This is a genomic window from Microbacterium sp. AC026, assembly GCF_979258475.1.
Genome location: NZ_OZ409857.1, coordinates 2,357,671 through 2,381,506, shown reverse-complemented (window position 1 = coordinate 2,381,506; position 23,836 = coordinate 2,357,671). Strand labels below are relative to the sequence as shown.

The 23,836-nt window shown below is 69.0% G+C and carries 23 protein-coding genes and 1 pseudogene; 6 read left to right on the top strand and 18 right to left on the bottom strand.

The features are described 5' to 3' along the window. Window position 1 precedes the first annotated feature (1 nt). The 11 genes from ACZZ93_RS11865 to ACZZ93_RS11815 all read right to left on the bottom strand — a co-directional run bounded on the left by ACZZ93_RS11865 (window position 2) and on the right by ACZZ93_RS11815 (window position 11,945). On the bottom strand, window positions 2–1,861 hold the full coding sequence (locus ACZZ93_RS11865) for an Ig-like domain-containing domain (protein ID WP_463511162.1): 1,860 nt from the start codon (window positions 1,859–1,861) through the stop codon (window positions 2–4). Beyond that, entirely contained in the window at window positions 1,851–2,642 is a 792-nt protein-coding gene (locus ACZZ93_RS11860) for a TIGR03943 family putative permease subunit (protein WP_232224497.1), read from the bottom strand. Before ACZZ93_RS11860 ends, ACZZ93_RS11865 begins: the two co-directional genes overlap by 11 nt. Next, entirely contained in the window at window positions 2,635–3,642 is a 1,008-nt protein-coding gene (locus ACZZ93_RS11855; protein ID WP_053099299.1) for a permease, read from the bottom strand. The genes ACZZ93_RS11860 and ACZZ93_RS11855 overlap by 8 nt, the downstream gene beginning before the upstream one ends. Window positions 3,643–3,665: 23 nt before the next feature. Next, a complete protein-coding gene (locus ACZZ93_RS11850; protein WP_042540517.1) occupies window positions 3,666–4,082 on the bottom strand; it encodes a Fur family transcriptional regulator in 417 nt (138 codons plus the stop codon). Window positions 4,083–4,126: 44 nt separating this feature from the next. Then, window positions 4,127–5,005: a metal ABC transporter permease gene (locus tag ACZZ93_RS11845; protein WP_187249213.1), complete on the bottom strand. Its 879-nt coding sequence runs from the start codon at window positions 5,003–5,005 to the stop codon at window positions 4,127–4,129. After that, window positions 5,002–5,856: a metal ABC transporter ATP-binding protein gene (locus ACZZ93_RS11840; RefSeq protein WP_056275410.1), complete on the bottom strand. Its 855-nt coding sequence runs from the start codon at window positions 5,854–5,856 to the stop codon at window positions 5,002–5,004. The genes ACZZ93_RS11845 and ACZZ93_RS11840 overlap by 4 nt, the downstream gene beginning before the upstream one ends. Further along, window positions 5,853–6,788 carry a metal ABC transporter solute-binding protein, Zn/Mn family gene (locus tag ACZZ93_RS11835; RefSeq protein ID WP_463511161.1) on the bottom strand — a complete coding sequence of 312 codons (936 nt, stop codon included), beginning with the start codon at window positions 6,786–6,788 and terminating at the stop codon, window positions 5,853–5,855. Before ACZZ93_RS11835 ends, ACZZ93_RS11840 begins: the two co-directional genes overlap by 4 nt. 212 nt (window positions 6,789–7,000) lie before the next feature. After that, window positions 7,001–8,680: a glycoside hydrolase family 13 protein gene (locus ACZZ93_RS11830; RefSeq protein ID WP_400339198.1), complete on the bottom strand. Its 1,680-nt coding sequence runs from the start codon at window positions 8,678–8,680 to the stop codon at window positions 7,001–7,003. Window positions 8,681–8,725: 45 nt separating this feature from the next. Continuing rightward, a complete protein-coding gene (locus ACZZ93_RS11825; protein ID WP_463511160.1) occupies window positions 8,726–9,604 on the bottom strand; it encodes a carbohydrate ABC transporter permease in 879 nt (292 codons plus the stop codon). After that, complete coding sequence (locus tag ACZZ93_RS11820) at window positions 9,604–10,536, bottom strand: carbohydrate ABC transporter permease (RefSeq protein ID WP_400341229.1); 933 nt, start codon at window positions 10,534–10,536, stop codon at window positions 9,604–9,606. The genes ACZZ93_RS11825 and ACZZ93_RS11820 overlap by 1 nt, the downstream gene beginning before the upstream one ends. A 65-nt stretch (window positions 10,537–10,601) precedes the next feature. Next, window positions 10,602–11,945, bottom strand: coding sequence for an ABC transporter substrate-binding protein (locus tag ACZZ93_RS11815; RefSeq protein ID WP_463511159.1), 1,344 nt, complete (start codon window positions 11,943–11,945; stop codon window positions 10,602–10,604). A 101-nt stretch (window positions 11,946–12,046) separates the two neighbouring features. Here ACZZ93_RS11815 and ACZZ93_RS11810 point away from each other — a divergent pair, with 101 nt between their 5' ends. From ACZZ93_RS11810 to ACZZ93_RS11800, 3 genes are read left to right on the top strand one after another with little or no spacing between them, the layout of a single operon-like run. After that, window positions 12,047–13,267 (top strand): ROK family protein, encoded by a 1,221-nt coding sequence (locus ACZZ93_RS11810; protein WP_394195124.1) that lies wholly within the window; start codon window positions 12,047–12,049, stop codon window positions 13,265–13,267. A gap of 4 nt (window positions 13,268–13,271) precedes the next feature. Then, entirely contained in the window at window positions 13,272–13,577 is a 306-nt protein-coding gene (locus ACZZ93_RS11805; protein WP_463511158.1) for a hypothetical protein, read from the top strand. Next, window positions 13,541–13,810, top strand: coding sequence for a hypothetical protein (locus ACZZ93_RS11800; protein ID WP_463511157.1), 270 nt, complete (start codon window positions 13,541–13,543; stop codon window positions 13,808–13,810). Before ACZZ93_RS11805 ends, ACZZ93_RS11800 begins: the two co-directional genes overlap by 37 nt. On the opposite strand, the gene ACZZ93_RS11795 is transcribed toward ACZZ93_RS11800, so the two are convergent. From ACZZ93_RS11795 to ACZZ93_RS11775, 5 genes and pseudogenes are all read right to left on the bottom strand, one after another. Further along, entirely contained in the window at window positions 13,801–14,715 is a 915-nt protein-coding gene (locus ACZZ93_RS11795; protein ID WP_463511156.1) for an aldo/keto reductase, read from the bottom strand. The genes ACZZ93_RS11800 and ACZZ93_RS11795 overlap by 10 nt on opposite strands. A gap of 67 nt (window positions 14,716–14,782) precedes the next feature. Continuing rightward, the gene (locus ACZZ93_RS11790) at window positions 14,783–16,138 is read right to left on the bottom strand and encodes a dihydrolipoamide acetyltransferase family protein (protein WP_053098139.1); all 1,356 of its coding nucleotides are present in this window, start codon (window positions 16,136–16,138) and stop codon (window positions 14,783–14,785) included. Window positions 16,139–16,174: 36 nt separating this feature from the next. After that, window positions 16,175–17,154: pseudogene (locus tag ACZZ93_RS11785) on the bottom strand (alpha-ketoacid dehydrogenase subunit beta). 115 nt (window positions 17,155–17,269) lie between these two features. After that, entirely contained in the window at window positions 17,270–18,397 is a 1,128-nt protein-coding gene (gene pdhA / locus ACZZ93_RS11780) for a pyruvate dehydrogenase (acetyl-transferring) E1 component subunit alpha (protein WP_053099303.1), read from the bottom strand. A gap of 96 nt (window positions 18,398–18,493) precedes the next feature. Beyond that, window positions 18,494–19,567, bottom strand: coding sequence for a histidinol-phosphate transaminase (locus ACZZ93_RS11775; RefSeq protein ID WP_171821958.1), 1,074 nt, complete (start codon window positions 19,565–19,567; stop codon window positions 18,494–18,496). 52 nt (window positions 19,568–19,619) lie between these two features. Here ACZZ93_RS11775 and ACZZ93_RS11770 point away from each other — a divergent pair, with 52 nt between their 5' ends. Next, complete coding sequence (locus tag ACZZ93_RS11770) at window positions 19,620–20,024, top strand: phage holin family protein (protein WP_053098140.1); 405 nt, start codon at window positions 19,620–19,622, stop codon at window positions 20,022–20,024. 27 nt (window positions 20,025–20,051) lie between these two features. On the opposite strand, the gene ACZZ93_RS11765 is transcribed toward ACZZ93_RS11770, so the two are convergent. Beyond that, window positions 20,052–21,329, bottom strand: a complete 1,278-nt coding sequence (locus tag ACZZ93_RS11765) for a hypothetical protein (protein ID WP_463511155.1) — start codon at window positions 21,327–21,329, stop codon at window positions 20,052–20,054. Continuing rightward, the gene (locus ACZZ93_RS11760; protein ID WP_072592106.1) at window positions 21,326–21,589 is read right to left on the bottom strand and encodes a hypothetical protein; all 264 of its coding nucleotides are present in this window, start codon (window positions 21,587–21,589) and stop codon (window positions 21,326–21,328) included. Before ACZZ93_RS11760 ends, ACZZ93_RS11765 begins: the two co-directional genes overlap by 4 nt. A gap of 230 nt (window positions 21,590–21,819) precedes the next feature. Here ACZZ93_RS11760 and ACZZ93_RS11755 point away from each other — a divergent pair, with 230 nt between their 5' ends. Further along, window positions 21,820–22,296, top strand: coding sequence for a low molecular weight protein-tyrosine-phosphatase (locus tag ACZZ93_RS11755; RefSeq protein ID WP_230100954.1), 477 nt, complete (start codon window positions 21,820–21,822; stop codon window positions 22,294–22,296). After that, window positions 22,293–23,675 (top strand): adenylosuccinate lyase, encoded by a 1,383-nt coding sequence (purB, locus tag ACZZ93_RS11750; protein ID WP_056275439.1) that lies wholly within the window; start codon window positions 22,293–22,295, stop codon window positions 23,673–23,675. Before ACZZ93_RS11755 ends, purB begins: the two co-directional genes overlap by 4 nt. The last annotated feature ends 161 nt before the right edge of the window (window positions 23,676–23,836 follow it).

Sequence of the window (23,836 nt, the reverse complement as noted above, 5' to 3'; positions counted from 1 at the left end):
CTCAGAACTGTGGGGCCGTCTGGCACCACGAGGCGTCGAAGCCGGTGAGCGCCACGATCTCGTCACCCGTGCGCAGGTCGAGCAGGTGCGTCTCGAGGTTCTCGGGCAGCGGCAGCAGCATCTGGTCGTAGGGGTTGTCGGCGAGCTCCGGCGCTATGACGACCGCGGCGTACTGGCCGCTGGGCGACGCGCAGGCCTGCAGGATCGAGTCGGTCGAATCGACCTCGACGAGCGGTGTCGCCGCGCCCTCGTCGTTGACCCGGATGACCGCCTGACCGACGGGCAGACCGTTCTCGTCGCGCGACACCACGTGGCGCAGCGTGCCGCCGGGGTACGGCGTGATCGTGATCGCGGTGCCGTAGTCGGGAGTCGATGCTTCGAGCGGCACCTCCGACCCGTCAGCGAGGTTCAGCTCGACCACCGTGCCGTCGAGTCGCTCGACGATCGCCGTGTACGTGCCCCGCGAGATGCCCTGGATGGTCGTCGCGAGTCCGAGGGACTGCACTCCCGCATCGGTCGAGCGGTCGACCAGCGGGAGCGCACCGTCGAAGTCGATGAAGAGCACGGCGGAGCTGTCCGGCACGAACTGCCAGACGAAGATGTTCGCCTCCTTGCCCCCGACCTCTGTCACCACCGGTTCGTCGTCGCCGCTCAGCGATTGGGTGACGAGCACGCTGGCGCGCCCCTCCGTATCGCTGAGCTCCTTGTCGGAGTAGCTGTAGCCGACCAGACCCCCGCGGTCGGAGACCTGGATCGCCCCGACGTATCCGACACCGGGCAGCTCGAGCTCGCGCTGGTCCGTCCCGTCGCGGTCCATCACGAGCAGCTTCGAGCCCTCGTCCTCCTCGACCGAGACCACGAGCTGCGACGACGTCGCGCGGAAGTCGTTGATCTTATCGGCCGCGAACACGGGCTGCGCCTTCTCGCCCGATAGGTCGGTGCGGAAGATCTGGTCGTTCCCGTCGGGGTCTCGGCGCAGCAGGAAGATGTGGGATGCCGGAGTCGAGAAGCTCGTCGACAGCGTGGCGCTCGGGCCGCCTCCGGCGCCGACCGCATCAGCGACCTTCACCGTGTACTCGGTGTCATCGTCGAGCGGCACGGTGAAGCGGATGCCGATGCCGCGGCCCGCGGCGTCGAGGGTGAAGGGCACGGCGGGATCGACCGTCACCTGCGATTCGTCGATCGCGGCGAGGGACTGGTTCGCGGTGAGGATGACCCGGCTGCCGGAGGTCTCGATGGCCTCGGTCGGGTCGACCTGCACCTCGGTGATGCGGGGTCCCTGGGTGAGGCTGACGACGCCGAGTCCCGCCCCCACCAGCACGAGGATGCCGAGCACAGCGCCGAGCGCCAGCAGGAACCGGCGGTCGCTCGGGGTGTCGGGCTTCGCGGGCTTCGCGGGCTTCTCCGGCTTGGCGGGCTTCGCGGGCCTGGCGGCCTTTGCGGGCTTGGCGGCCTTCGCCGGCTTGGGCTTCTTCTCGGCCTTCGGCTTCTTCTCGGCCTTCGGCTGCACCGGCGCCGGGGGCGCGTAGTCGGTCGTGGAGTGAGCCGCGAACGACGTCGTGGACTCCGCATCAGGCGGGACGAAGGTCGAACGCGTCGGCCGTTCGCCGCCGGCCCCGCGAGCCCCGCGAGCCGCAGGCGAGACGACAGGCGTGTCGGTCGCAGGAGAGGTTCCGTCTCGCTCTGCCCCGCCGCCCTCGTCCGGCGATTGGGCGGTGGGTTCGGCTGCGCCGCCGTCGCTCACCGACGGCGACGGGGAATCCGCGGCAGCAGCGGCCGCTTCCGCCTCGCGGGCGGCGCGCAGCTCGGCGCGCGTGCGCGGCACCGCCGGGAGGTCGGGGCGCTCGTCGTCAGTACTCATACGGGTCCTGAGGCTCGTCGATCGCGGTGACGGTGGTGGGCTCGACGTGCAGCGAGCCGTCGGCATCCGCCTTGACCGTGCCCTCGACCTCGACCCACTGGCCGGTGTCGAACTCTCCCGCGTCGATCGTCACCGGCAGCGTCGCCGGCTGCGCGTCGATCACGCAGTGCGTGATGACGAGGCGCGTGAGGTTGACGCCGTCGGCATCCGTGGGGGTGACGAAGCCGGTCAGCGTGACCGTCTTGCCGTCGTAGGCGGCGGTGTTGGTCGCCGTCGCGAACACGCTCGCCCAGTCGCCCACCCCGAAGGTCGCGGTGTCGGCGACCCCGAGGGTCACATCGTCGGCCCCGGCGAACAGCGCGGTCTGCTCTCCGACCCGCGACATCGCCAGCTCGACCGACAGCGATGCGGGCGGCAGCACGAGCGCTGCGATGACGACACCCGAGGCGACGACACCTCCGGTGACCGTGCCCACGAGGGCGAGGCTGCGGCGAGGCGACGGCTCGGCATCCGCATCCGTGCCGTGTCCGTGATCGTGTCCGTGGTCGCCTTCTTCGCCGAGCGGCAGGGTGCACGACCAGATCGCTCCGGCAAGAGTCACGACGGCCGCGGCGCAGGCGAACCACACCGACTCGGGGCTGATGTAGAGATTCAGGCGACCGGTCAGGCCGAGTCCGAGCGTGACGACCGAGATCACCGTGGCGAGACCGATGCCGAGCCAGCGGGTGCCCAGGGCACGGGCGCGCGAGCGGGCCTGCGTGGGGTGCGCGTGATCAGACAAGGACGTTCACCCCGATCCCGATCGCGAAGGCGGCGAACAGCACCACGCCGACGATCCCGACGAGGGTGCGGGTGGTGAAGGTCGTGCGCATGAGAGCGAGCATCTTCACGTCGACGAGCGGGCCGACGAGCAGGAACGCCACGAGCGCGCCCGACGAGAAGGTGGAGGCGAACGACAGGGCGAAGAAGGCGTCGACGTTCGAGCAGATCGCGACGGTCATCGCGAGGGCCATCATCGCCAGGATGGACAGCACCGGGTTCGAGCCGATCGCCAGCAGCACCTCGCGCGGGATCAGCACCTGCACCGCTCCGGCGAGCGCCGATCCGATCACGAGCGCGGGCATCACGGCGCGCAGCTCGACGAGGAACTGCGTGAGGCTGCGGCGCACCGGTGTGCCGTGCTCGTGCGTGACGCGGTCGCAGGTGTCGATGAACCGCTGGGTGAGCAGCGAGTCGGGCGAGGGGTGGCGGCTGTAGATCCAGCCGATGAGGTTGGCGATCAGGTATCCGCCGATGAGACGGGCCACCAGGATGCCGTCATCGAAGCCGAATGCCGCGTGCGTGGTCAGGATCACGATCGGGTTCACGATCGGGGCGGCGATCAGGAACGTCAGCGCCTCGGCCGGTGCGAGCCCGCGCATCATGAGACCGCGGGCGAAGGGCACGTTGCCGCACTCGCACACCGGGATGAGCATGCCGAGCAGCGACAGCACCGCACGCCGGGCCCATGCGCGCTTCGGCAGCCAGCGGTGGATGACGTCGGCGGGCAGCCACACCTGGACGACGATCGACAGCAGCACGCCGAGGATCACGAACGGCAGCGCCTCGATGAGCACGCTCAGGGCGAGGGTCAGTCCGTCCTGAGCCCTGCTGGGCAGGCTCGCGGTGAAGAGCGACGGAAGGAACCGGTCGATCAGGAAGAGCGCGAGCACGATCGCGGCGCCGAGGCCGACCCCGATCCACGGCGAGCGCGGCGATCGGGAGGGCCGGTGCGAGTGCACCGGCCGTGGAGCGGCCTGGGTGGTCACGCGTTCGCTGCCTCTTCGGCGTCCCGCTTGTTGGTGCAGGAGGCGCACAGCCCGAAGATGTCGACCACGTGCGCGGCATCCGTGAAGCCGTGGAGGGCCGCGGTGCGGTGCGCCCACTGCTCGACGTCGGTCGCCTCGATCTCGACCGTGAGTCCGCAGTTGCGACAGATCAGGTGGTGGTGGTGGCCCTGCGTCGTGCAGGCGCGGTAGAGCGCCTCACCTTCGGGGCTCTGCAGCGAGTCGGCGTCGCCGGCTGCGGCGAGTCCGGCCAGGGCCCGATAGACCGTGGCGAGGCCGATGCCTGTGTTGTCGTCGCGGAGCGAGGCATGCAGATTCTGCGCGCTGACGAATCCTCGCGCGTCGGCGAGGGCTTCGCGCACGCGATCGCGCTGCCAGGTGTTCCGCTGAGCCATACCCACGATTCTAGGCGCGCCGCCCTTGCCGGGCCCTGGGAACGTCAGGCCCGCACGCGGCGCACGCCGCCTCGGGCGCGCTGGATGATCCAGCACACGACGTAGATCGTGAACGACAGGGTCGTGATGTACGGACTCACCGGCAGCGTGCCCGCGAGGGCGAGCAGGATGCCGCCGACGGCCGACACGAACCCGAAGAGCGCCGCGAGCAGAGGCACCGCGACCGGCCCGGCCGAGACGCGCATGGCGGCCGCCGCGGGAGTCACGAGCAGCGCCATCACGAGCAGGGCGCCGATGATGTGCACGCTGACCGCGACGATCAGACCGAGCAGCACCATGAAGAGCAGGCTCACCGCGCGGGTCGGCACACCGCGGGCCGCGGCCGACTCGGGGTCGAGCGAGTCGAAGCGCAGCGGGTTCCACATGAGCAGCAGCCCGAGCAGCACGACGATGCTGATGCCGAGCAGCCAGCCGAGGTCGGGGCTCGAGACCGAGACGATCTGTCCGGTCAGCAGACTGAAGCGGTTGGCGCTGCGCCCGTCGTAGAGCGACAGGAAGAGGATGCCGAGGCCGAGGCCGAACGGCATGAGCACCCCGACGATCGAATTGCGATCTCGGGCCTTGGCCCCCAGGACGCCGATCAGGATCGCCGCCACGAGCGCACCGCCGAGGGATCCGACGACCACGCTGCCCCCGAAGAGCAGCGCTGCGGCGGCACCCGCGAACGAGAGCTCGCTGACGCCGTGCACCGCGAACGCGAGGTCGCGCTGCATCACGAAGACGCCGATCAGTCCGCCGACGATGCCGAGCACCGCACCCGCGATGATCGAGTTCGCGAGCAGGGCGACGAGCTCGCCGTAGTCCTGGAACGAGAACACGTCACTCCAGTCGACCGCAGGCACGATGCCGGTGATGACGGTCATGCGGCACCTCCGTGGTCGTGGTCGTGGTCGTGCAGGTGGTGGGGCTCGGCATCCGGCACCCCGACGACGACGAGTCGGTCGCCGGCGCGCAGCACGAACACCGGGGTGCCGTAGAGCTCGGTGAGCACGCGGGTCTGCAGCACCTCTTCGGGGGTGCCGAGCACGAAGCGACCGCCGGCGATGTAGAGGATGCGATCGACGCGGCCGAGGATCGGGTTGATGTCGTGGGTGACGAACAGCACAGCGGCGCGGCGATCGCGACGCTGGCGGTCGATGATGTCGGTGATCGCGACCTGGTTCGCGAGATCGAGGTTCGACAGCGGCTCGTCGCACAGCAGCAGGGCGGGTTCGTCGGCGAGCGCCTGACCGACGCGCAGTCGCTGCTGCTCACCGCCCGACAGGAGGCCGACCCGGCGGTCGGCGTAGTGCGCGGCTCCGACCGAGGCGAGCAGCTGATCGACCTTGGCCTTGTCGCCGCGGTGCGGGATCGGGAAGCCGAAGCGGCTGCCCTGCACACCGAGCGCCACGAGATCGCGGGCCCGCATGCTCGTGTCGGGAGCCAGCGAACGCTGCTGCGGGATGTATCCGATGCGCGGGTTGCCCTTGCGCACCGGCCCGCCGGCGACCGAGATCTCGCCGGCCGACAGCGGCTGCAGGCCCAGGATGCTGCGCAGCAGCGTGGTCTTGCCCGAACCCGACGGTCCGAGCACGGCGATGAACTCCCCGGGCTCGACGGTCAGGTCGAGGCCCGACCACAGTTCCCGGTCGCCGCGCTGGAGGGCGGCTCCCCGCACCTCGAGCACGGGGTTCGACTTCTCGGCTCCTGCCCGCGCGTCGGCGGCGGCGCTCACGACTGGAGCGCGTCGGCGAGGCTCTGGATCGCGTCACTCATCCACTCAGAGTACGACGATCCTTCGGGCAGCAGCTCCGTGAACGCGACGAGAGGGATGCCGGCGGCGGTCGCGGCATCCTCGACGCGCTGCGTCTCGGCCCCGCCGGTCTGCGCATTGGTGAGCACGGCTGCCACGTCGCCGCTGGCGACGACGTTCAGGGTCTCGAGCAGGGTCGCGGGGGCGACATCGCTGCCCTCCTCGACCGACTCCGCGAATCCCTCGGGGGTCACATCGGTGAGTCCGGCGGCGGTGGCGATGTAGCCGGGCAGCGGCTCGGTGATGATCACATCGGCGCCGGCGGCATCCGTCTTGAGGGTCTCGAGGTCGGCTTCGAAGCCCTCGAGGTCGGCGACGATGTCCTCGGCGTTGGCGGTGAACTCCGCCTCGCCGTCGGGGTCGATCGTGGCAAGCTCGTCGGCGATCGCCTCGACCACGTGGATCATGGTGTGCGGGTCGAACCAGACGTGCTCGTTGAAGCCCTCGATGTGATTGTGGCCCTCATGCCCCTCTTCGCCCTCGGCGTGGTCGTGATCGTGCTCTTCCTCGGTCGCGCCCTCCTCATCGGAGTGACCCTCGTTGCCCGGGAAGTCGTGCGAGAACTCGACGGCGGTGACGATGTGCGGGTCCTGGGCATCCTTCAGCAGGGTGTCGATGAAGCCGTCGTAGCCGCCGCCGTTCTCGATCACGAGGTCGGCCTTCTGCACCGTCAGGCGGTCACGGGCCGAGGCCTCGTACGAGTGCGGGTCCTGCGTGGCCGAGGTGATGATCGAGGTCACGTCGACGCGGTCGCCGCCGATCTGCTCGGCGAGCGAACCGTAGACATTGGTGCTCGCGACGACCGTCACCGCTCCGCCGTCGCCGCCCTCTCCCGCAGCGGGGTGGTCGAGCATCCGGCCAGCGAGAGCGCGGCGACGGATGCGAGGGCGAGGGCGACGAACGGCTTCTTCATGTCCCCCACTCTAAACGCTAATGAGAACCATTATCAAATCGGTGGGGTGCGGTGGCACGCTTCACGATCGATTGCAGGGCCGACGCACGGATGCAGGACGAGAAACCGTGTTCTCGCCCTGCATCCGTGCTTTCGTCCTGCGATCGGATCCGGTCAGCCGATGAGACCCGGCGCGATCCACACGGTCGAGTCCGCCGGGACCGCCCCGTCGACCACCGTGCCGAGGACGACATCGGCGGCATCCGCTCCGAGGTCGAACGGCTCGGTGCCGAAGTTCGTCACGATCTGCCAGCCGTTCGGGCGAGCGAAGCGCAGCACATCGGGCCGGCCGGTCTCGATCCATTCCAGGCTCTCCTCGGTCTGCAGCTCGTGCCGCAGCCGCAGCGCCTCCCGGTAGAGCGAGAGCGTCGACGACGGATCGGCGGCCTCCACATCGACCGCGGACTCGGCGAACCACGCGGGCTGCGGCAGGTGCGCCTCGGCGGATCCGAAGCCGAACGACGGTCCGGATGCGGTCCAGGGCAGCGGCACGCGGCATCCGTCCCGTCCCAGTCCGTCGAAGACGGCACCACGGAAGAACGCCGGGTCCTGACGCTGCTCGGGCGCGACGTCGGCGACCTCGTGGAGGCCGAGCTCCTCGCCCTGATACAGGTAGGTGCTGCCGGGGAGCCCGAGCAGCAGCAGCGTCGCAGCGTGCGCTCGGCGAAGACCCGCCTCGCGATCGAGCTGATCCTCCGGCCCGCCGGCCGCGACCCACTCGACCCCTTGCTTCACTCCGGTGCGCCCCTCGAGCGGCGCGAGACCGTAGCGCGTCGCGTGGCGGGTGACGTCATGGTTCGACAGCACCCACGTCGTCGACGACCCGGTGGCCTCGGACTGCGCGAGGTTGTCGGTGATGATCGTGCGGAACTGCGTCGCGTCGAAGTCGGCGACCAGCAGGTCGAAGTTGAATGCCTGCCCGAGCCCCTCGGCCGAGGCATACCGTGCGCGGCGCTCGGGAGTGCTGACCCAGGCTTCGGCCACGGCGGTGCGGGGCGGGTCGTACTCGTTGAAGACCCGGCGCCACTCGGCGTAGATCTCGTGCACGTCGTCGCGGTCGTGCAGCGGATGGTTGCCGTCGTGCGGGAGCAGCTCGAGATCGGCGGTGCTGGGCAGCGGCTCGGTCAGATCCTTCGTCAGCATGTGGGCGACATCGATGCGGAAGCCGTCGACCCCGCGGTCCGACCAGAAGCGCAGCGTCGTCAGGAAGTCCTCGCGCACCTCCGGGTGGTCCCAGTTGAAGTCGGGCTGCTCGGGGGCGAAGCTGTGCAGGTACCACTGGCCGTCATCGACCCGCTCCCACGCCGATCCGCCGAACGCGGCGGTCCAGTCGGTCGGCGGCTCCGCGCCGTCGGGACCGGATCCCTCGCGGAAGATGTACCGCTCGCGGGCCGCCGAGCCGCGGCCTGCGGCGAGCGCCTCCTGGAACCACTCGTGCAGGTCGGACGAATGGTTCGGCACGATGTCGACCACGACGCGGATGCCGCGCTCGTGCAGCGCCGCGACCATGTCGTCGAAGTCGTCGAGCGTGCCCAGGCGCGGATCGACGTCGCGGTAGTCGGCCACGTCGTAGCCCCCGTCTGCCAGGGCCGACGGATAGAACGGGCTGAGCCACACGGCGTCGATGCCGAGGTCGCGCAGGTAGTCGGCCCGCGAGACGATGCCAGGGATGTCACCGAGGCCGTCGCCGTTCGCATCGGCGAAGCTGCGGGGATAGATCTGGTAGACGGCGGCCTGGCGCCACCATGCGGCCGTCGTGTCGTCGCGGGTCTCGGTGAGAAGCGCATCGGTCATGAGGGGTGTTGCTCCTTCGTGTTGCGGTCTGGGGTGTGCGACGTGTCAGCCCTTGACGGCGCCCTGTGTGACGCCCTCCATGACGAAGCGCTGCGTGAACAGGTAGGCCAGGATCGCCGGGGCCATCGCCATGAGGTACGAGGCGAACGACACGTTGTAGTTGTTGCTGAACTGGGTCTGGAAGAGGTTCTGCCGCACCGGCAGCGTCTGCAGCGCGGGATCGGAGATGATCAGCGACGGCATCATGAAGTCGTTCCAGGCGTAGAGGAAGGCGAAGATGCCGACCGTCGCGCTCATCGGCGCCAGCAGCGGGAAGATCAGCTGCCAGAACGTCTGCCAGGTGGTGGCGCCGTCGATGCGGGCACTCTCTTCGAGCTCGATCGGGATCGACCGCAGGAACGCGGTGAACAGCAGCACGCTGAAGCTCAGCTGGAACATCGTCGCGAGGATGATCACGCCGAACGGGTTGTCGAGTCCCACCCAGCCGGTCAGCTGGATCTGCGGCAGCGCCACCACGGGGAACGGGATGAACATCGCGGCGAGCAGGTAGAAGAACGACCAGCGGAACAGGCGGTGGTCCCAGTTGCGGACGATCGCGTACGACGCGAAGGCCGCGAGCACGATCGTCGCGATCACGGTGCCGGCCGTGACCAGCAGCGAGATCCCCGCGCCGACCGGGAACTTCGTGAGATTCCAGGCCTCGACGAACCCGTCGATGCTGAAGGGCGCCGGCAGCGAGAACGCGTCGCCGTCGACCGCCTGACCCGTGGTCTTGAACGCCATCGAGATCGTGACGTACAGCGGCAGCAGCACGGTGACGGCACACAGGATCAGGATGATCGTGCCCGACCAGTTGACACGCTCCATGCGGACGCGCGGCTTCTTGCCCGAGGTGGGGATGGTGGTGAGTGTCTGCGTCGACATCAGAGTGCGTTCCTTCCGCGGGTCAGCGAGAGCTGCAGCAGGGAGATGAGCACGGCGACGATGAAGAAGATCGTCGCGTTGGCCATCTGGTAGGCGTAGTCGCCGCCGTTGAAGCCCGCGATGATCGTCATCGCGACGCTGCGGGTGGCGGTGCCGGGACCGCCGTTGGTGAGGCCGACGATGATGTCGTAGGCGTTGAGGAAGCCCTTGAAGCCCAGGATGACGTTGATCACCACGTACCCCGCGACGAGCGGAAGCGTGATGCGGAAGAGCTGCTGCCTCTTGTTCGCTCCGTCGATGCTGGCTGCCTCGTAGACCTCGCCCGGCACCGAGAGCAGGCCGGCGATGTAGATGAGCAGTGTGCCCGGAACCGCCTGCCACGCGGTGACGATGACGATGGCCACCCACGCGAGATCGGGATTCGCGAGCAGACTGGTCGAGAGCCACGGGATGCCGGTGGCGGCGCCCGCGGCAGGGATCGAGTTCGAGAACAGGAAGTTGAAGACGTAGGCGATGATGATGCCCGAAATCACCATGGGGATCACGAAGATCGTGCGCAGCCCCGTCTTGAACCGGATGCGGGAGGTCAGCCCGACCGCCAGCAGGAACGCGATCACGTTGACGACGATCACCGTGGCGATCGAGAAACCGAACGTGAACAGATAGCTCTGCAGGATGGCCGGGTCGCTGAACATCGCGATGTAGTTGGTCAGCCCGTTGAAGCTCCACTCGCCGATGCCGATCGAGTCGGTGAAGCTGAAGAAGATGCCCATGATGCCGGGCACGGTGATCGCGAGCGTGAAGATGACCAGCGTCGGCAGCAGGAACAGGTAGTAGATCGGCTCGACCTTGCGGGTGCGGCGACCGAGCTTGCGGGTGCCTCCCGTGATGATCGCCGTGGTGTCGGTCGTGGGGGTGTTGGGCTTCGTGATGGCGCCCGCCGTCGGCCTCGACGACGAGGGGTTGGGGGCTGCCGGGTTGGGCAGAGCGGTGTTCGTCATGGCGTGGACTCCTCTGTCTCGCCGGATGCTGAGTCCTCACCGGAGGCGTTGTCCTGGGTCGACGGGATGGGAGCGCGGAACGCGATCCTCGCCCAGTCGGCATCCATGGTGCGCAACGTGGACGTCGGGGACGCGCCCAGCACCATCGCCTGCGCGTAGTTGAAGACCGGCAGGGTTCGGGGCACGAGCACCGAGGGTCCCTGATAGATCTGGCCGTTGTCGTAGTACTCGATCATTCCCTCGATCCGAGGGTCGTCCGGGGCCGGTGCGTCCTTCGTCGGGGTGAACCCGAGCTGCGACGCGTTGTAGGCCTCGATGTTCTCGGGCTGGAACAGGTACTCGAGGAAGTCACCTGCTGCCTCCTGGTGCTGCGACCCCTCGGGGATCATCGCGGCGAGGTCCATGTTGACGCGCACGCCGAGGTCGGCGGGATCGTCGGTCATCGGCAGCGGGAAGGTGCCGAGGTCGAGGTCGGGAGCCGTCTTCTCGATCTCGCTGAACGCCCACGGCCCCTGCAGGTACATCGCCGCCTCGCCCTTGCCGAATGCGAGATTGCCGTCGCCGTAGCCGCGGCTCGCGGCATCCGCGTTGGTGTACTCGGTCGCGAGGGTCATCATGCGGTCCATGGGCTCGGCGAAGTCCTTCTCGAACGACACCTCGGAGTCGAGACCGACCTCGGTACCCTCCTCCGCGAGGGTGTCGAAGAAGTCGATCACGTCGACCGAGCCGCCGGCGGTGTAGTCGTACCAGCCCTGCGCGACGGTCCAGTCGTCCTTGAAGGTGGCGTAGAAGGGGTCGATCCCCGCCTGCTTCAGCTGATCGCACACGGCGAGCAGCTCGTCCCACGTCTGCGGGACCTCGAGGCCCTGCTCGTCGAAGATCTGCTTGTTGTAAATGACCGACGCGCCCATCACCGAGTACGGCAGCGCGCTCGTGCGCCCCTCGCACGAGCCGTACTGCTCCATGAGCGGCTGCAGGTCGTCGCGGATGGTCGAGGCGGCCTCGGTGTCGGAGAGATCCGTGAGCGCGCAGCGCTGCACGAACCGGGCGATCTCGTAGTTGTAGTTGGCCAGCATGATGTCCGGCGGGTTGCCGCGCACGAAGCTCGCCGACACGACGTCGACACCCGAGGTGTCGATCTCGACGCGCACCTTGTCCTGCGAGGAGTTGTACTCGGCGACGAGCTCTGTCATGAACTCGATCGCCTCGCGTTTGCTGAACGTGAAGCGGATGGTCTCGGTTCCGCCGGCCGTCGAGCAGCCGGTCAGAGCCGCTCCGACCAGGGCGAGCGCGGCCGCACCGGCCACCAGCTGCGCCGGGCGTGGGGGTTTCACAGACACCGTCGTCCTTTCGTCCTGTAGATCCGCAGACTAAATCTAGTGAGCGAATTTACTTCGATGAACGGTACTCTCTCATCTGGACGAGAGTGAGGTCAAGGCCCGTGACAGAAGTCTCCGCAGGTCTCGGCACCGGACGAGCCAGCGTCGGCGCCATCCTCGACTTCGCCTGGGCGGCCGGGGAGTTCACCGCGACCGAGGCGATGGCGAGCACCTCGCTGACCCGTTCGACAGCGATCGACGGGATCGACACCCTCGTCGATGCCGGGGTGCTGCGCGAGCTGCCCAACGCCCGCGCCGCCGGAAGCTACCGCGCAGGACGCCCGGCGCGACGTTTCGTGCTGGCATCCGACCTGGGCGTCGTCATCGGGGTGGATGCCGGAGACACCCACCTCGCGGTGACCGTCGCCGACCCCACCGACCACACTCTCGTGCACCACCGCACCGACCTCGACCCGACGCAGACCGCGGCGGCACGCCGCGCCACGATCCTCGACCAGATGCAGCACGCGCTCGCCGAGGCCGAGGTCTCGCGCGAGGCGGTGCTCGCGATCTGCGTCGGCGTCGCCGCGCCCGTCAACCGGGCGGGCATCTCTCCGCCGCATCCCGAGGGCTTCTGGGAGCGCACGAACCCCGGTCTCGCCGAGGCGCTCGCCGACTGGGCCCCCGTCGTGGAGATCAAGAACGACGCACAGCTCGCCGCGATCGCCGAGGGCTCGGCCGGCGCAGCCATCGGATGCCGTGACTACGTCGCCCTGCTCGCGAGCGAACGCTTCGGCGGCGGCGTCGTGGTCGACGGCCACGTGCTGCACGGCGCTCACGGCGGAGTCGGCGAGGGTGTCGTGTTCGACCACATCATCGGCGTCGGCTCGGCCTTCGGTCTGCGCTACGCCCTGCAGGATCAGGTGCGGGCGGCGGTCGAGAGCGGCGAGATCTCCTCCGAATCCCCGATCGGGCGGCTCGCACGCGAGGACCGCATCGACCCCCGCGCCGTGCTGACGGCGGCGGCAGCCGGCGATGCCGATGCGCTCCTGGCCACCTCCCGCGTCGGCGCGACGCTCGCCCGTGTGGTCGGCGTGCTCGGCAGCATGTACGACCCCTCCCGCGTGATCGTGTGCGGGGCGGTGGCCGAGAGCATCGCCCCCGTTCTCACGGCTGCGCGCGAGGTGCTGCCGGCCCAGCTGCACCTGCCGGCACCCGAGATCCTCGCCTCGACGCTGGGCGCCGAGGTCGTCTCGATCGGCGCCGTCGCGACCGCGCGCAGGGCGGCGCGCGAGGTGGCCGTGCCGCTGCTCGCGGAGCGGCGGCTCAGCGCGGTGAGCTGACGTCGTGCGAGAACCAGAGCCGCAGCGCTCCCCGTCATCGATCGAACTGCTCCTCGACGCAGAGGCCGAGGCCGTGGTCCGGGCCGAATGGGATGCTCTCGCGGCGCGCGGCCTGTCGAGCTTCGCGGGGCACACGTCGGCGAGCAACCGCCCTCACATCACGCTGGTCGCACGCGTCGACCTGTCACCGCCCGGACCAGATGTCTTCGCCGGCATCCCGTCGTTCCCGATCACGCTGGGCGCTCCCTGCTCTTCGGCTCCGGAGATCGCCGTGTGCTGGCGCGGAGCATCGTTCCCCGTGCGGAGTTGATCCACCTCCGCGAGACGATCCTCGCCGCCGTCGGGTCCGGTGACGATGCCCCGCATACCGCGCCGGGCGAGTGGATGCCGCACGTCGCCCTCGCCCGCCGGTTGCGGGTCACCGATCTGGCGGACGCGCTGGATCTCATCGGCGGCGACATCCACGCTCACGCGCGCAGTGTGCGGCACTGGGACCCCGGCGCCGCGAAGATCACTGCTCTCGCGGAGCTGCGTCAGGCGTAGTCGCTGTCGTCGACCGGGGAAGGCGCCGGCCCCAGGCTCTCGATGGCACCCCACAGCCCCTCCGGGACCTCCGCCTGCTCCAGCTCGTCGAGCTGCTCACGACGATGCGGTCTCGACACCCCGACGACTGTGGAGTCGACCAGCGGGGACCGCAGCGAGTAGTGCAGCGCTGCGGCAGCCATCGACGTTCCATGGTCGGCGCAGACGCGCTGCAGACGCTCGGTCCACCTCAGCAGCTCCTCGCCGGCAGGTCGATAGGCGTACTGCGCACCGGAATGCGGCCCCTTGACGAGCAGTCCCGAACCGAAGGGCGCAGCGTTGAACACGGCCATGCCGCGTGCCTTGGCGTCGGCGAACACACTCTCAGCCGAGTGATCCACGAGCGTGAATCGGTTGTGGATCAGCACGGCGTCGAACACCCCCGTCTCGACGTACTTCGCCATCAGCGGGACCGGAGCCGCCGCCACACCGATCGCGTCCACCACGCCGGCGCTCCGCAGTTCGATGAGCCCCTGCACCGCGCCGCCGATCGAGATCATGTCCTCGAACGACACCGAGTACGGGTCGTGCAGGTGCAACAGCGGAAGCCGGTCGACCCCGAGCCGCGCGGTCGTCTCCTCGAACGAGCGGAGGACGCGGTCTCGGTCGAACACGCCCGTCTCAGGGTCCTGATCCACCTTCGAGATGACTCGCGAACCGTCCATCCCCAGCTCGCGCAGCGCGATGCCGATGACGGCTTCGGATCGACCGGCCGAGTAGTTGTTCGACGTGTCCACGAAGCCGTGCCTGCTCGTGAGCAGGTCGATGGCGACATCGACGGCCGCTCTCTCCTCGGCGGATCCCGGCTCCGAATGCCGGCCGAGGCCGGAGGTTCCGAGGGTGATGGCAGTCGGTTCGATCCTCATCCGCGTTGAGTCCGTTCTGTCGGGGCGGTCATCACGGTTCTCCGCCACTGTATCCCCGCTGTCCGCCTCACTCCACGAGCAGTGCGGGCTCCTCGAGCACGGATGCCACGTCGGCGATGAAGCGGCTCATACCGTCGCCATCGATCACGCGGTGGTCGAACGAGCCTGCGACCGTGGTCACCCAGCGGGGGCGCACCTCGCCGTCGACGACCCACGGCTTCTGGCTGATCGTGCCCATGGCCACGATGCCCGCCTCGCCGGGGTTGATGATCGGGGTACCGGCATCCATCCCGAACACACCGATGTTCGTGATCGTGATCGTGCCGCCCTGCTGGTCGGCGGGGCTCGTCTTGCCCTCGCGAGCCGTGAGCGTCAGCCTGTTCAGAGCGCGGGCGAGGTCCTTCATGCTGAGGTCCTGCGCGTCCTTGATGTTCGGCACGAGCAGACCGCGAGGCGTCGCCGCGGCGATGCCGAGGTTCACGTAGTGACGCACCGCGATCTCCGCGCCGCCCTCGGTCTCGATCCACGCGGCATTCACCATCGGGGTGCGGCGGGCAGCCCAGATGACGGCGCGGGCCATGATCAGCAACGGCGAGACGCGGATGTCGGCATAGTCAGGCGATGCCTTGAGCCTCTTGACGAGCTCCATCGTGCGGCTCGCGTCGATCTCCTTCCACACGGTGACGTGCGGAGCGGAGTACGCGCTCTGCACCATCGCCGACGAGGTCGCCTTGCGCACGCCCTTCACGGGGATCGACTCGGTGCGGTCGTCGGACACCGGGGCGGATGCCGGCGCTGCCGACACTCCACGGGCGAGGCCCGCCGGCGTGCTCTGCGGTGCGGGCACGGTCTCTTCGCGCACGGCGCCCCACTCGGGCGTCTCGATGTTGCGGAAGACGCTGGCCTGCGAGGCGTGGGTCATCACGTCGTCGCGAGTCACCTCGCCGTCGGCTCCGGTGGGCGTGACCGTGGTGAGGTCGACGCCCAGATCGCGGGCGAGCTTGCGGATCGGCGGCTTCGCGATCACGCCGACCGACGAGCGCACCGGGCGCTCCGCCGGACGCTTGCGCCGCGACGTCGCACCGCCGCCCGTGCCGTAGCCGACGAGAACCGACCCGCCGCCCTCTTCCGGCGCGGGGGCCTCCGCGGTGGCGATCTTGCCGGGTCCGGCGTCGTCGCGCGCATCGGTCACGAAGGTGATGATCGGCGAGCCGACCTCGACGGTCGCGCCCTCGGCGGCGAGCAGCTCGCCGACGACTCCGGCGTGCGGCGACGGCAACTCGACGAGCGACTTGGCGGTCTCGATCTCGCAGATGACGTCGTTGATGGCGACGGAGTCACCCGGCGCGACCTTCCATGCCACGATCTCGGCCTCGGTCAGGCCCTCGCCCACATCGGGGAGGTTGAAGTTCTGCGTGCTCATGTGCGGTCCTTTCGGAACGGTGAGATCAGGGTGAGATCAGTAGGCGAGCGAACGGTCGACGGCCTCGAGGATGCGGTCGGCGTCGGGAAGGTAGGTGCCCTCGAGCTTCGCGGGCGGGAACGGAGTGTCGTATCCCGAGACGCGGAGCACGGGAGCTTCGAGCGCGTAGAAGGCGCGCTCCATGACGGTCGCGGCGATCTCGCTGCCGATGCTGACGAAGCCCTGGGCCTCCTGGGCGTAGACCATGCGTCCGGTCTTGCGCACCGAGCTCAGGATGGGCTCGTAGTCGACCGGAGACAGCGACCGCACGTCGACGACCTCGCAGCTGGTGCCCTCGGCCTCGGCGAGCGCGGCCGCCTGCAGCAGGGTCGTGACCATGGCTCCGTGTCCGACGAGCGTGACGTCGGATCCGGTGCGCACGACGCGAGACGAGTGCAGCGGGGCGGCGGACGCGTCGAGCTCGACCTCGCCCTTCTGCCAGTAGCGGCTCTTCGGCTCCATGAAGATCACCGGGTCGTTCGACGCGATGGCCTCCTGGATCATCCAGTACGCATCGTTCGGCGTCGACGGCGACACCACCCGCAGGCCGGGGGTGTGCGCGAAGTAGGCCTCGGGGCTCTCCTGGTGGTGCTCGACCGCTCCGATGTGCCCGCCGTAGGGGATGCGGATCACGATGGGCAGGCTGATCCTGCCCTCGTGGCGGTTCGTGAGCTTGGCGAGCTGGGTCGTGATCTGGTCGAACGCGGGGAACACGAAACCGTCGAACTGGATCTCGATCACCGGACGGAACCCGGCCATCGCGAGCCCGATCGCGGTGCCGACGATGCCCGACTCCGCGAGGGGGTGTCGAGCACGCGGCGGTCGCCGAAGTCGCGCTGCAGGTGCTCGGTGACCCGGAAGACACCGCCGAGCTTGCCGATGTCCTCGCCCATGAGCAGGACCTTGGAGTCGTCTTCAAGCGCCCGGCGCAGGCCCGAGTTCAGCGCCTTGCTGAGGGGCATCGTCTCGAGGGTCATGCGTGCACCGTCCTCGACGTCGTGAACTTCTGCGGCCATACGCACGTTCGGCGGCCACTGCGCGCAGCGCGGGCCGCGAAAGTCGCTCCTGGCCGAGAATCCTGAAGGCAGTCCATCACTTGCCGTCTCCTTCGAACGATGCCTCGTAGCGCGTGTGCCAGGCCTTCTGCTCCGCCACGAGCGGATGCGGGTCGCTGTACACGTGATCGAAGATCTTGTCTGCGGTCGGCGATCCGAGCTCGACGCTGCGTGAACGCAGGTCCTCGGCGGCGTCGGCCGCCTCGGCATCCACGTCGGCGAAGAACTGCCCCGCCGCTCCCCTGTTCTCGAGGAAGGCGCGCATGCGGTCGATCGGGTCTCGCAGCGCCCACGACTGCTCTTCGTCGGAGCCGCGGTACTTCGTGGGGTCGTCGCTGGTGGTGTGCGCGCCGAGACGGTACGTGACCGCCTCGATCGCCCGGGGACCCTGGCCGCTGCGGGCTTCGTCGAGAGCGACGCGCGACACGGCGTAGCTGGCGAGGACGTCGTTGCCGTCGACGCGGACGCTGGGGATGCCGTAGCCGGCGCTGCGCTCGACCAGCGGCACCCGCGACTGCGTCGCGACCGGCACCGAGATCGCCCAGTGGTTGTTCTGCAGGAAGAAGACGGTGGGAGCCTGGTAGCTCGCGGCGAAGACCATCGCCTCGTGCACGTCGCCCTGGCTCGACGCCCCGTCGCCGTAGTAGACGATGACGGCTTCGTCCTTGTCGACGTCGCCGGTGCCGGATCGACCGTCGAAGTTCAACGCCATCGCGTAGCCGGCTGCATGCAGCACCTGCGAGCCGAGAACCAGGGTGTAGAGGCGGGTGTTGCCGTTCTTGGGGTCTGTCGGATCCCAGCCGCCGTGCGAGACACCGCGCATCAGCTTGATGATGTCGACGGGGTCGACGCCGCGGATGCGAGTCACGGCGTGCTCGCGGTACGACGGGAAGAGTGTGTCCTGGGCGCGGGCGGCGCGGGCCGAACCGACCTGGGCGGCCTCCTGCCCACGGCTCGGCGGCCACAGCGCCAGCTGTCCCTGTCGCTGCAGGTTGGTGGCCTGGGTGTCGATCGCGCGGATGACCACCATGTCCCGGTAGAACTGCTCGAGCTCGGCGTCGCTGATCGCCTCGATCAACGACAGATACTGCTCAGCAGCCGGACTCGGCGTGAAGCGGCCATCCTGATCCAGGACGCGGACGAGTTCAGTCTCTGACGAGGTCACGACCCCCACGCTACCCGCGCGCGCATGCCCGGTCACGCATACCTAGGACGTCCTCGCATCTGCCGGGAACCCGGAGAAACGGCGGAACGGCGCGGATCAGCGCAGTGACGATGCGACCTCGAGCACGCGCGCCACGGATGCCTCCTCGCCCACGGAGATGCGTATGCCGTCACCCGGGAACGGGCGCACGATGAGGTCGGCGGCGACGAATGCGGCGGCGACCTCGTCGGTGCGCTCGCCGGTGGGCAGCCAGATGAAGTTGGCCTGCGAGTCGGGCACGTCCCAGCCCTGCCGACGCAGCCCCTCGAGCAGGCGCGTGCGGCGCTCGACGATCACCGCGACGCGCTCGAGCAGCTCGGACTCGGCGTCGAGGCTCGCGATCGCGGCGTTCTCGGCTGCCGACGTGACGGAGAGCGGGATGCCGGTGGTGCGCGCGGCATCGAGGACCTTCTCGTTGCCGATCGCGTATCCGATGCGCAGGCCCGCGAGTCCGTAGGCCTTCGAGAAGGTGCGCAGCACGACGACGTTCGGATGCCGCTCGAACACCCGCTCGGCGAGACCGTCGACCGCCCCGGGCACCGTCACGAACTCGGCGTAGGCCTCGTCGAGGACGATCAGCACATCGGCGGGGACGCGCTCGACGAACGTCGCGAACTCGTCGCTCGTGATGATCGGACCGGTCGGGTTGTTCGGGGTGCAGAGGATGACGGCACGCGTGCGCTCGGTGACCGCCTCAGCCATCGCGTCGAGGTCGTGACGGGAATCGGGCGTGAGAGGCACCTGCACCCCGGTCGCGCCCGCGACGAGCGGCAGGCTCGGATAGGCCTCGAACGAGCGCCAGGCGTAGACGACCTCGTCACCCACGGAGGCGGTCGCGAGGATCAGCTGGTGGAGGATCGAGACGCTGCCCGCAGCCACGTGCACCTGGTCGGGCTCGACGGCGTACCGTGCACCGAGTCGTACGCGAAGGCGGCCGGCGGTGGCATCCGGGTATCGGTTGATGGGCGTCGTGTGCTGCAGCGCCGCGGCGACCGACGGAAGCGGCTCGAACGGGTTCTCGTTGCTCGAGAGCTTGAATGCGTCGGGGCCCGCCTGCTTGCCCTGTCGGTACGGCGCCAGGGCGGCGATGGCGGGACGGATGCGCGGAAGGATCGGGTCGGTCACAGTCATGAGTCTAGATTCCGCGGCGCTCCCGCGCCCCACATGGAAGACTGGACGGACTATGCGCTTCATCATCCGAGTCGTCGTCAACGCGTTCGCCCTCTGGGTCGTGACGCTGATCCCCGCCCTGCAGGTGCAGATCAGGGCGTTCGCGCCGGGCGAGACCCTGCAGCTCGTACTGACCCTGCTCGCGGTGGCCGCGATCTTCGCGCTCGTGAACACCGTCATCGGCACGGTGGTGAAGATCGTCGCGTTCCCGCTGTACATCATCACCCTCGGACTGATCGGCTTCGTGATCAACGGCTTCCTGCTCTGGCTCACGGCGTGGATCACGAGCGGGTTCGGCTGGGGTCTCACGGTCGGCAGCTTCTGGTGGGGCGTGCTCGCCGCGCTCATCATCTCGCTGATCAACGGTGTCTTCGGCTTCATCCTGCGTCCGCAGAGCAAGAAGCAGCGTCGGGACTGACGCCTGCCTGCGCACCTCGCGCGGCCGTCATCCGACACGCTCGGCCTGATACTCGGTGCGCTCGACCACCTCGGCGGTGTCGAGCTCGCGCCAGAACTCGTGCATCGCATCGATTCGCAGGTCGCTGAGCTCATCGGCCATCTCCGCGGTGTCGATGTACGTGTCGAGGTGGTGCGCGTCGACCGTCAGGTCCCTGAGGGTGTCCTGCGGGGTTCCTTCAGTGAGCAGGGTGATGCTGTCATCCGACCCGGTCCCCTCGGGCGATCCTCCGCCGGCCAGCCCGGAGACCACGTCGTCGGAATGACGCAGCTGGATGATGGTCTGGTCGTCATCCAGGGTCGGCTCGACCGGGCTTCCCGCGGTGATCTGCATCTGCACGTCGAACGGACTCTCCATCGCAAGGTGAGCGGCGACCATGGCCGATTGCGAATGGGCGACGACATCGACCTCATCGCCCGGCTGCGCCCCCGCCGCCTCGAGCGCCTCGATCGTCGCCTGATACGACGCGGATCTCTTCCCGGTGTAGAGCTCGGCGTTGGACTTGGAGTCCCACGGCTGCGCACCTCCCCATGCGACGCTCTGCGTTCCTTCCAGGTAGGCGACGAACTTCGTGGTGCCGTCGGCGAAGGAGTACTTCTCGACGGCGACCTGCGCTCCGACGGCGCCCGGCATGCGCCTCAAGGCTCCCGCCAGGCCCGAGGGCGCCCCCTGGGGCGAGGACGTCTTCACCGGCGAGACCGTGACGGGGTCGGCCGTGCCCTGCAGCCTCTCGCCGGGGAGCACCTTGCCGAACCCCGCGAACGCCCCGACGAGCGCGGCGGTCCCGAAGACGTGGTCGTACAGGGCGGGCGTCACGAGGTTGCCCGTGAGGCCTTCGAAGCGTCTGCCGCGCCACTCAGCGACGAGGTCGTCGGCCATCTTCGAGATGCGTTCGTCCGACGCAGCAAGACGATCGGCTCGTCGTGTCAGCCGCTGCGCCGTGCTCGGATCGGTCTGCGCGAGCATCTCGGCCTCCGCTCGCAGCTCGACGTATTCGTAGGCGTCGGCCATGACAAGGGTGGACTCGGCGGTCTCCTGGCACTCGGAGTGGAGTCGAGCGACGTGCTCGCCCGACGCCCACAGCCCCACCGTGTCGACGTGCTCGCTGAAGCCCGGTGTGTCGACGATGATCCGATGCGCTCGCATGATGGCCGAACGCGCATCGTCATAACGGGAGGCGACGGCATCGATGCGGTGAGCGACATCGCGCAGCACGTCGGGGTCGACGGCGATCGCTCCCCCGTGGTCGATCGTCAGCCCTGTCATGAGACGTCGATCCGTTCGGCCTCTGACTCACGGCTGCGCATCTCGGATGCCTCGACGCGTGTCCTCCGTCGGAGATCGTCGAGCGAGTGCTGCATCGCGCGCACCCCGTCGGAGTGCCAGTCGGTGTCGGCGGTGAGGACGGCGAGCGATGCGCGCACGTCGTCGAGCGCCTCGACGGCGCTGCGAAGCGCTGCCACGGCGCGGGACTGGGCCCAGGCGGTGTCGGCGGCGCCGGTCTGTGCGAGTGCGAAGGAGTACATGCGCCCAGCATCCGCGATCCACTGCCGCTGCGATGTGCGGACGCCCCTCGGATCTCGGGCCTCGTGAGCAGATGGCTCGGTCGCGGCACCGGTGCAGAACGGGTGCGCCCGCCCGGCCCGGGATCTCCGGCATCGCGCGATCGGGCTGCGACCGGCAGAATAGGACGGTGACATCCCCGGATCCCTTCCGCGTGATCTTCGTGTGCACGGGGAACATCTGCCGCTCTCCGATGGCGGAGGTGGTGTTCCGCGATCTCGCGGAACGTCAGGGTCTCGGCTCGCGGATCGTCTCCCGCAGCGCGGGAACGGGCGATTGGCACCTCGGCGAACGGGCCGACCACCGCACTCTCGATTCCCTCAGCCGCCGCGGCTACGACGGCTCACTCCACCGCGCGAAGCAGTTCACCTTCTCCTCCTTCTCGGAAAACGACCTCGTCGTCGCCCTCGACCGCACTCATGAGCGCATCCTGCGCGAGTGGGCCGCCAACGAGGACGAGGAGGGCAAGGTCACCCTGCTGCTCGCCTTCGACCCCGACGCGCACAGCCAGGACGTCCCCGACCCCTACTACGCCGGCGCCGAGATGTTCGATTCGGTGCTCGGTATGATTGAGACCGCGACTCGCGGGCTGTTCCGCCAGCTCGAGCCGGCTCTCCGCCAGCCCCGCACGCCCCGCACTCCCGGGGCCCGATCAGGAGGACTCCCCTGACTTTCCAGCCTTCGCTCCCGCCCCAGCCGCTGAGCCCCCTCGACGGTCGCTACCGCGGCGCCGTCACCGGCCTCGCCGACTTCCTCTCGGAGGCCGGCCTCAACCGCGCCCGTGTCGAGGTCGAGGTGGAGTGGCTGATCGCGCTCACCGACCGCTCGCTCTTCGAGACGAGCCCCCTGTCGGATGCCGACAAGGAGCGCCTGCGCGCCCTCTACCGCGACTTCGGCCAGGCCGAGATCGACTGGCTCGCCGAGAAGGAAGCCGTCACGCAGCACGACGTGAAGGCGATCGAGTACCTCGTGCGCGACCGCCTGTCGGCCCTCGGCCTCGACGCGATCGCCGAGCTCACCCACTTCGCCTGCACAAGCGAGGACATCAACTCCGCGTCCTACGCCCTGACCGTCAAGCGCGCGGTCGAGGAGGTCTGGCTGCCGGGTCTCGACGTCGTGATCGCGAAGCTCCGCGAGCTGGCCGCCGAGCACGCCGACGCCGCGATGCTCTCCCGCACCCACGGTCAGCCGGCCACTCCGTCGACCATGGGCAAGGAGCTCGCCGTCTTCGCGTGGCGTCTCGAGCGCGTGCGCGCGCAGATCGCGGCATCCGACTACCTCGCCAAGTTCTCGGGCGCGACCGGCACCTGGTCGGCGCACATCGCCGCCGACCCCGACGCCGACTGGCCCACCATCTCGCGCGAGTACATCGAGGGCCTGGGTCTGGGTTTCAACCTGCTGACGACGCAGATCGAGTCGCACGACTGGCAGGTCGAGCTCTACGATCGCGTGCGTCACGCCGGCGGGATCCTGCACAATCTCGCCACCGACATCTGGACGTACATCTCGCTCGGCTACTTCGCGCAGATCCCCGTCGCGGGCGCGACCGGATCGTCGACGATGCCGCACAAGATCAACCCGATCCGGTTCGAGAACGCCGAGGCCAACCTCGAGATCTCCGGCGCCCTGCTGGCATCCCTCGGACAGACCCTCGTCACCAGCCGACTGCAGCGCGACCTCACCGACTCGACGACGCAGCGCAACATCGGCGTCGCGTTCGGCCACTCGCTGCTCGCGATCGACAACCTGCGTCGCGGTCTGAACGCCATCTCGCTCTCGCGCGACGTGCTGCTCGCCGACCTCGACGTGAACTGGGAAGTCCTCGCCGAAGCAATCCAGACCGTCATCCGCGCGGAGGTCGTCGCCGGCCGCTCGTCGATCAGCGACCCCTACGCGCTGCTGAAGGAGCTCACCCGCGGTCACCGCGTGGGCGCCGCGGACCTGGCGGAGTTCGTCGAGGGACTCGAGATCGGGGATGCCGCGAAGCAGCGTCTGCTCGCCCTCACCCCCGCCTCGTACACCGGCATCGCCGAGCAGCTCGCGAAGTAGCGCGAACGAGCGGGTGCCGCTGAGGCATCCGCTCGTTCGGTGCGGGGCCAGAAACGCACCGCGCGCGCGATGCGGGGCCAGAAACGCACCGCAATCGGCCGAATCGGATGCGAAAGTGACCCCGCAGCCAAGTGACCCCGCAGCCAAGCGACCCCGCAGCG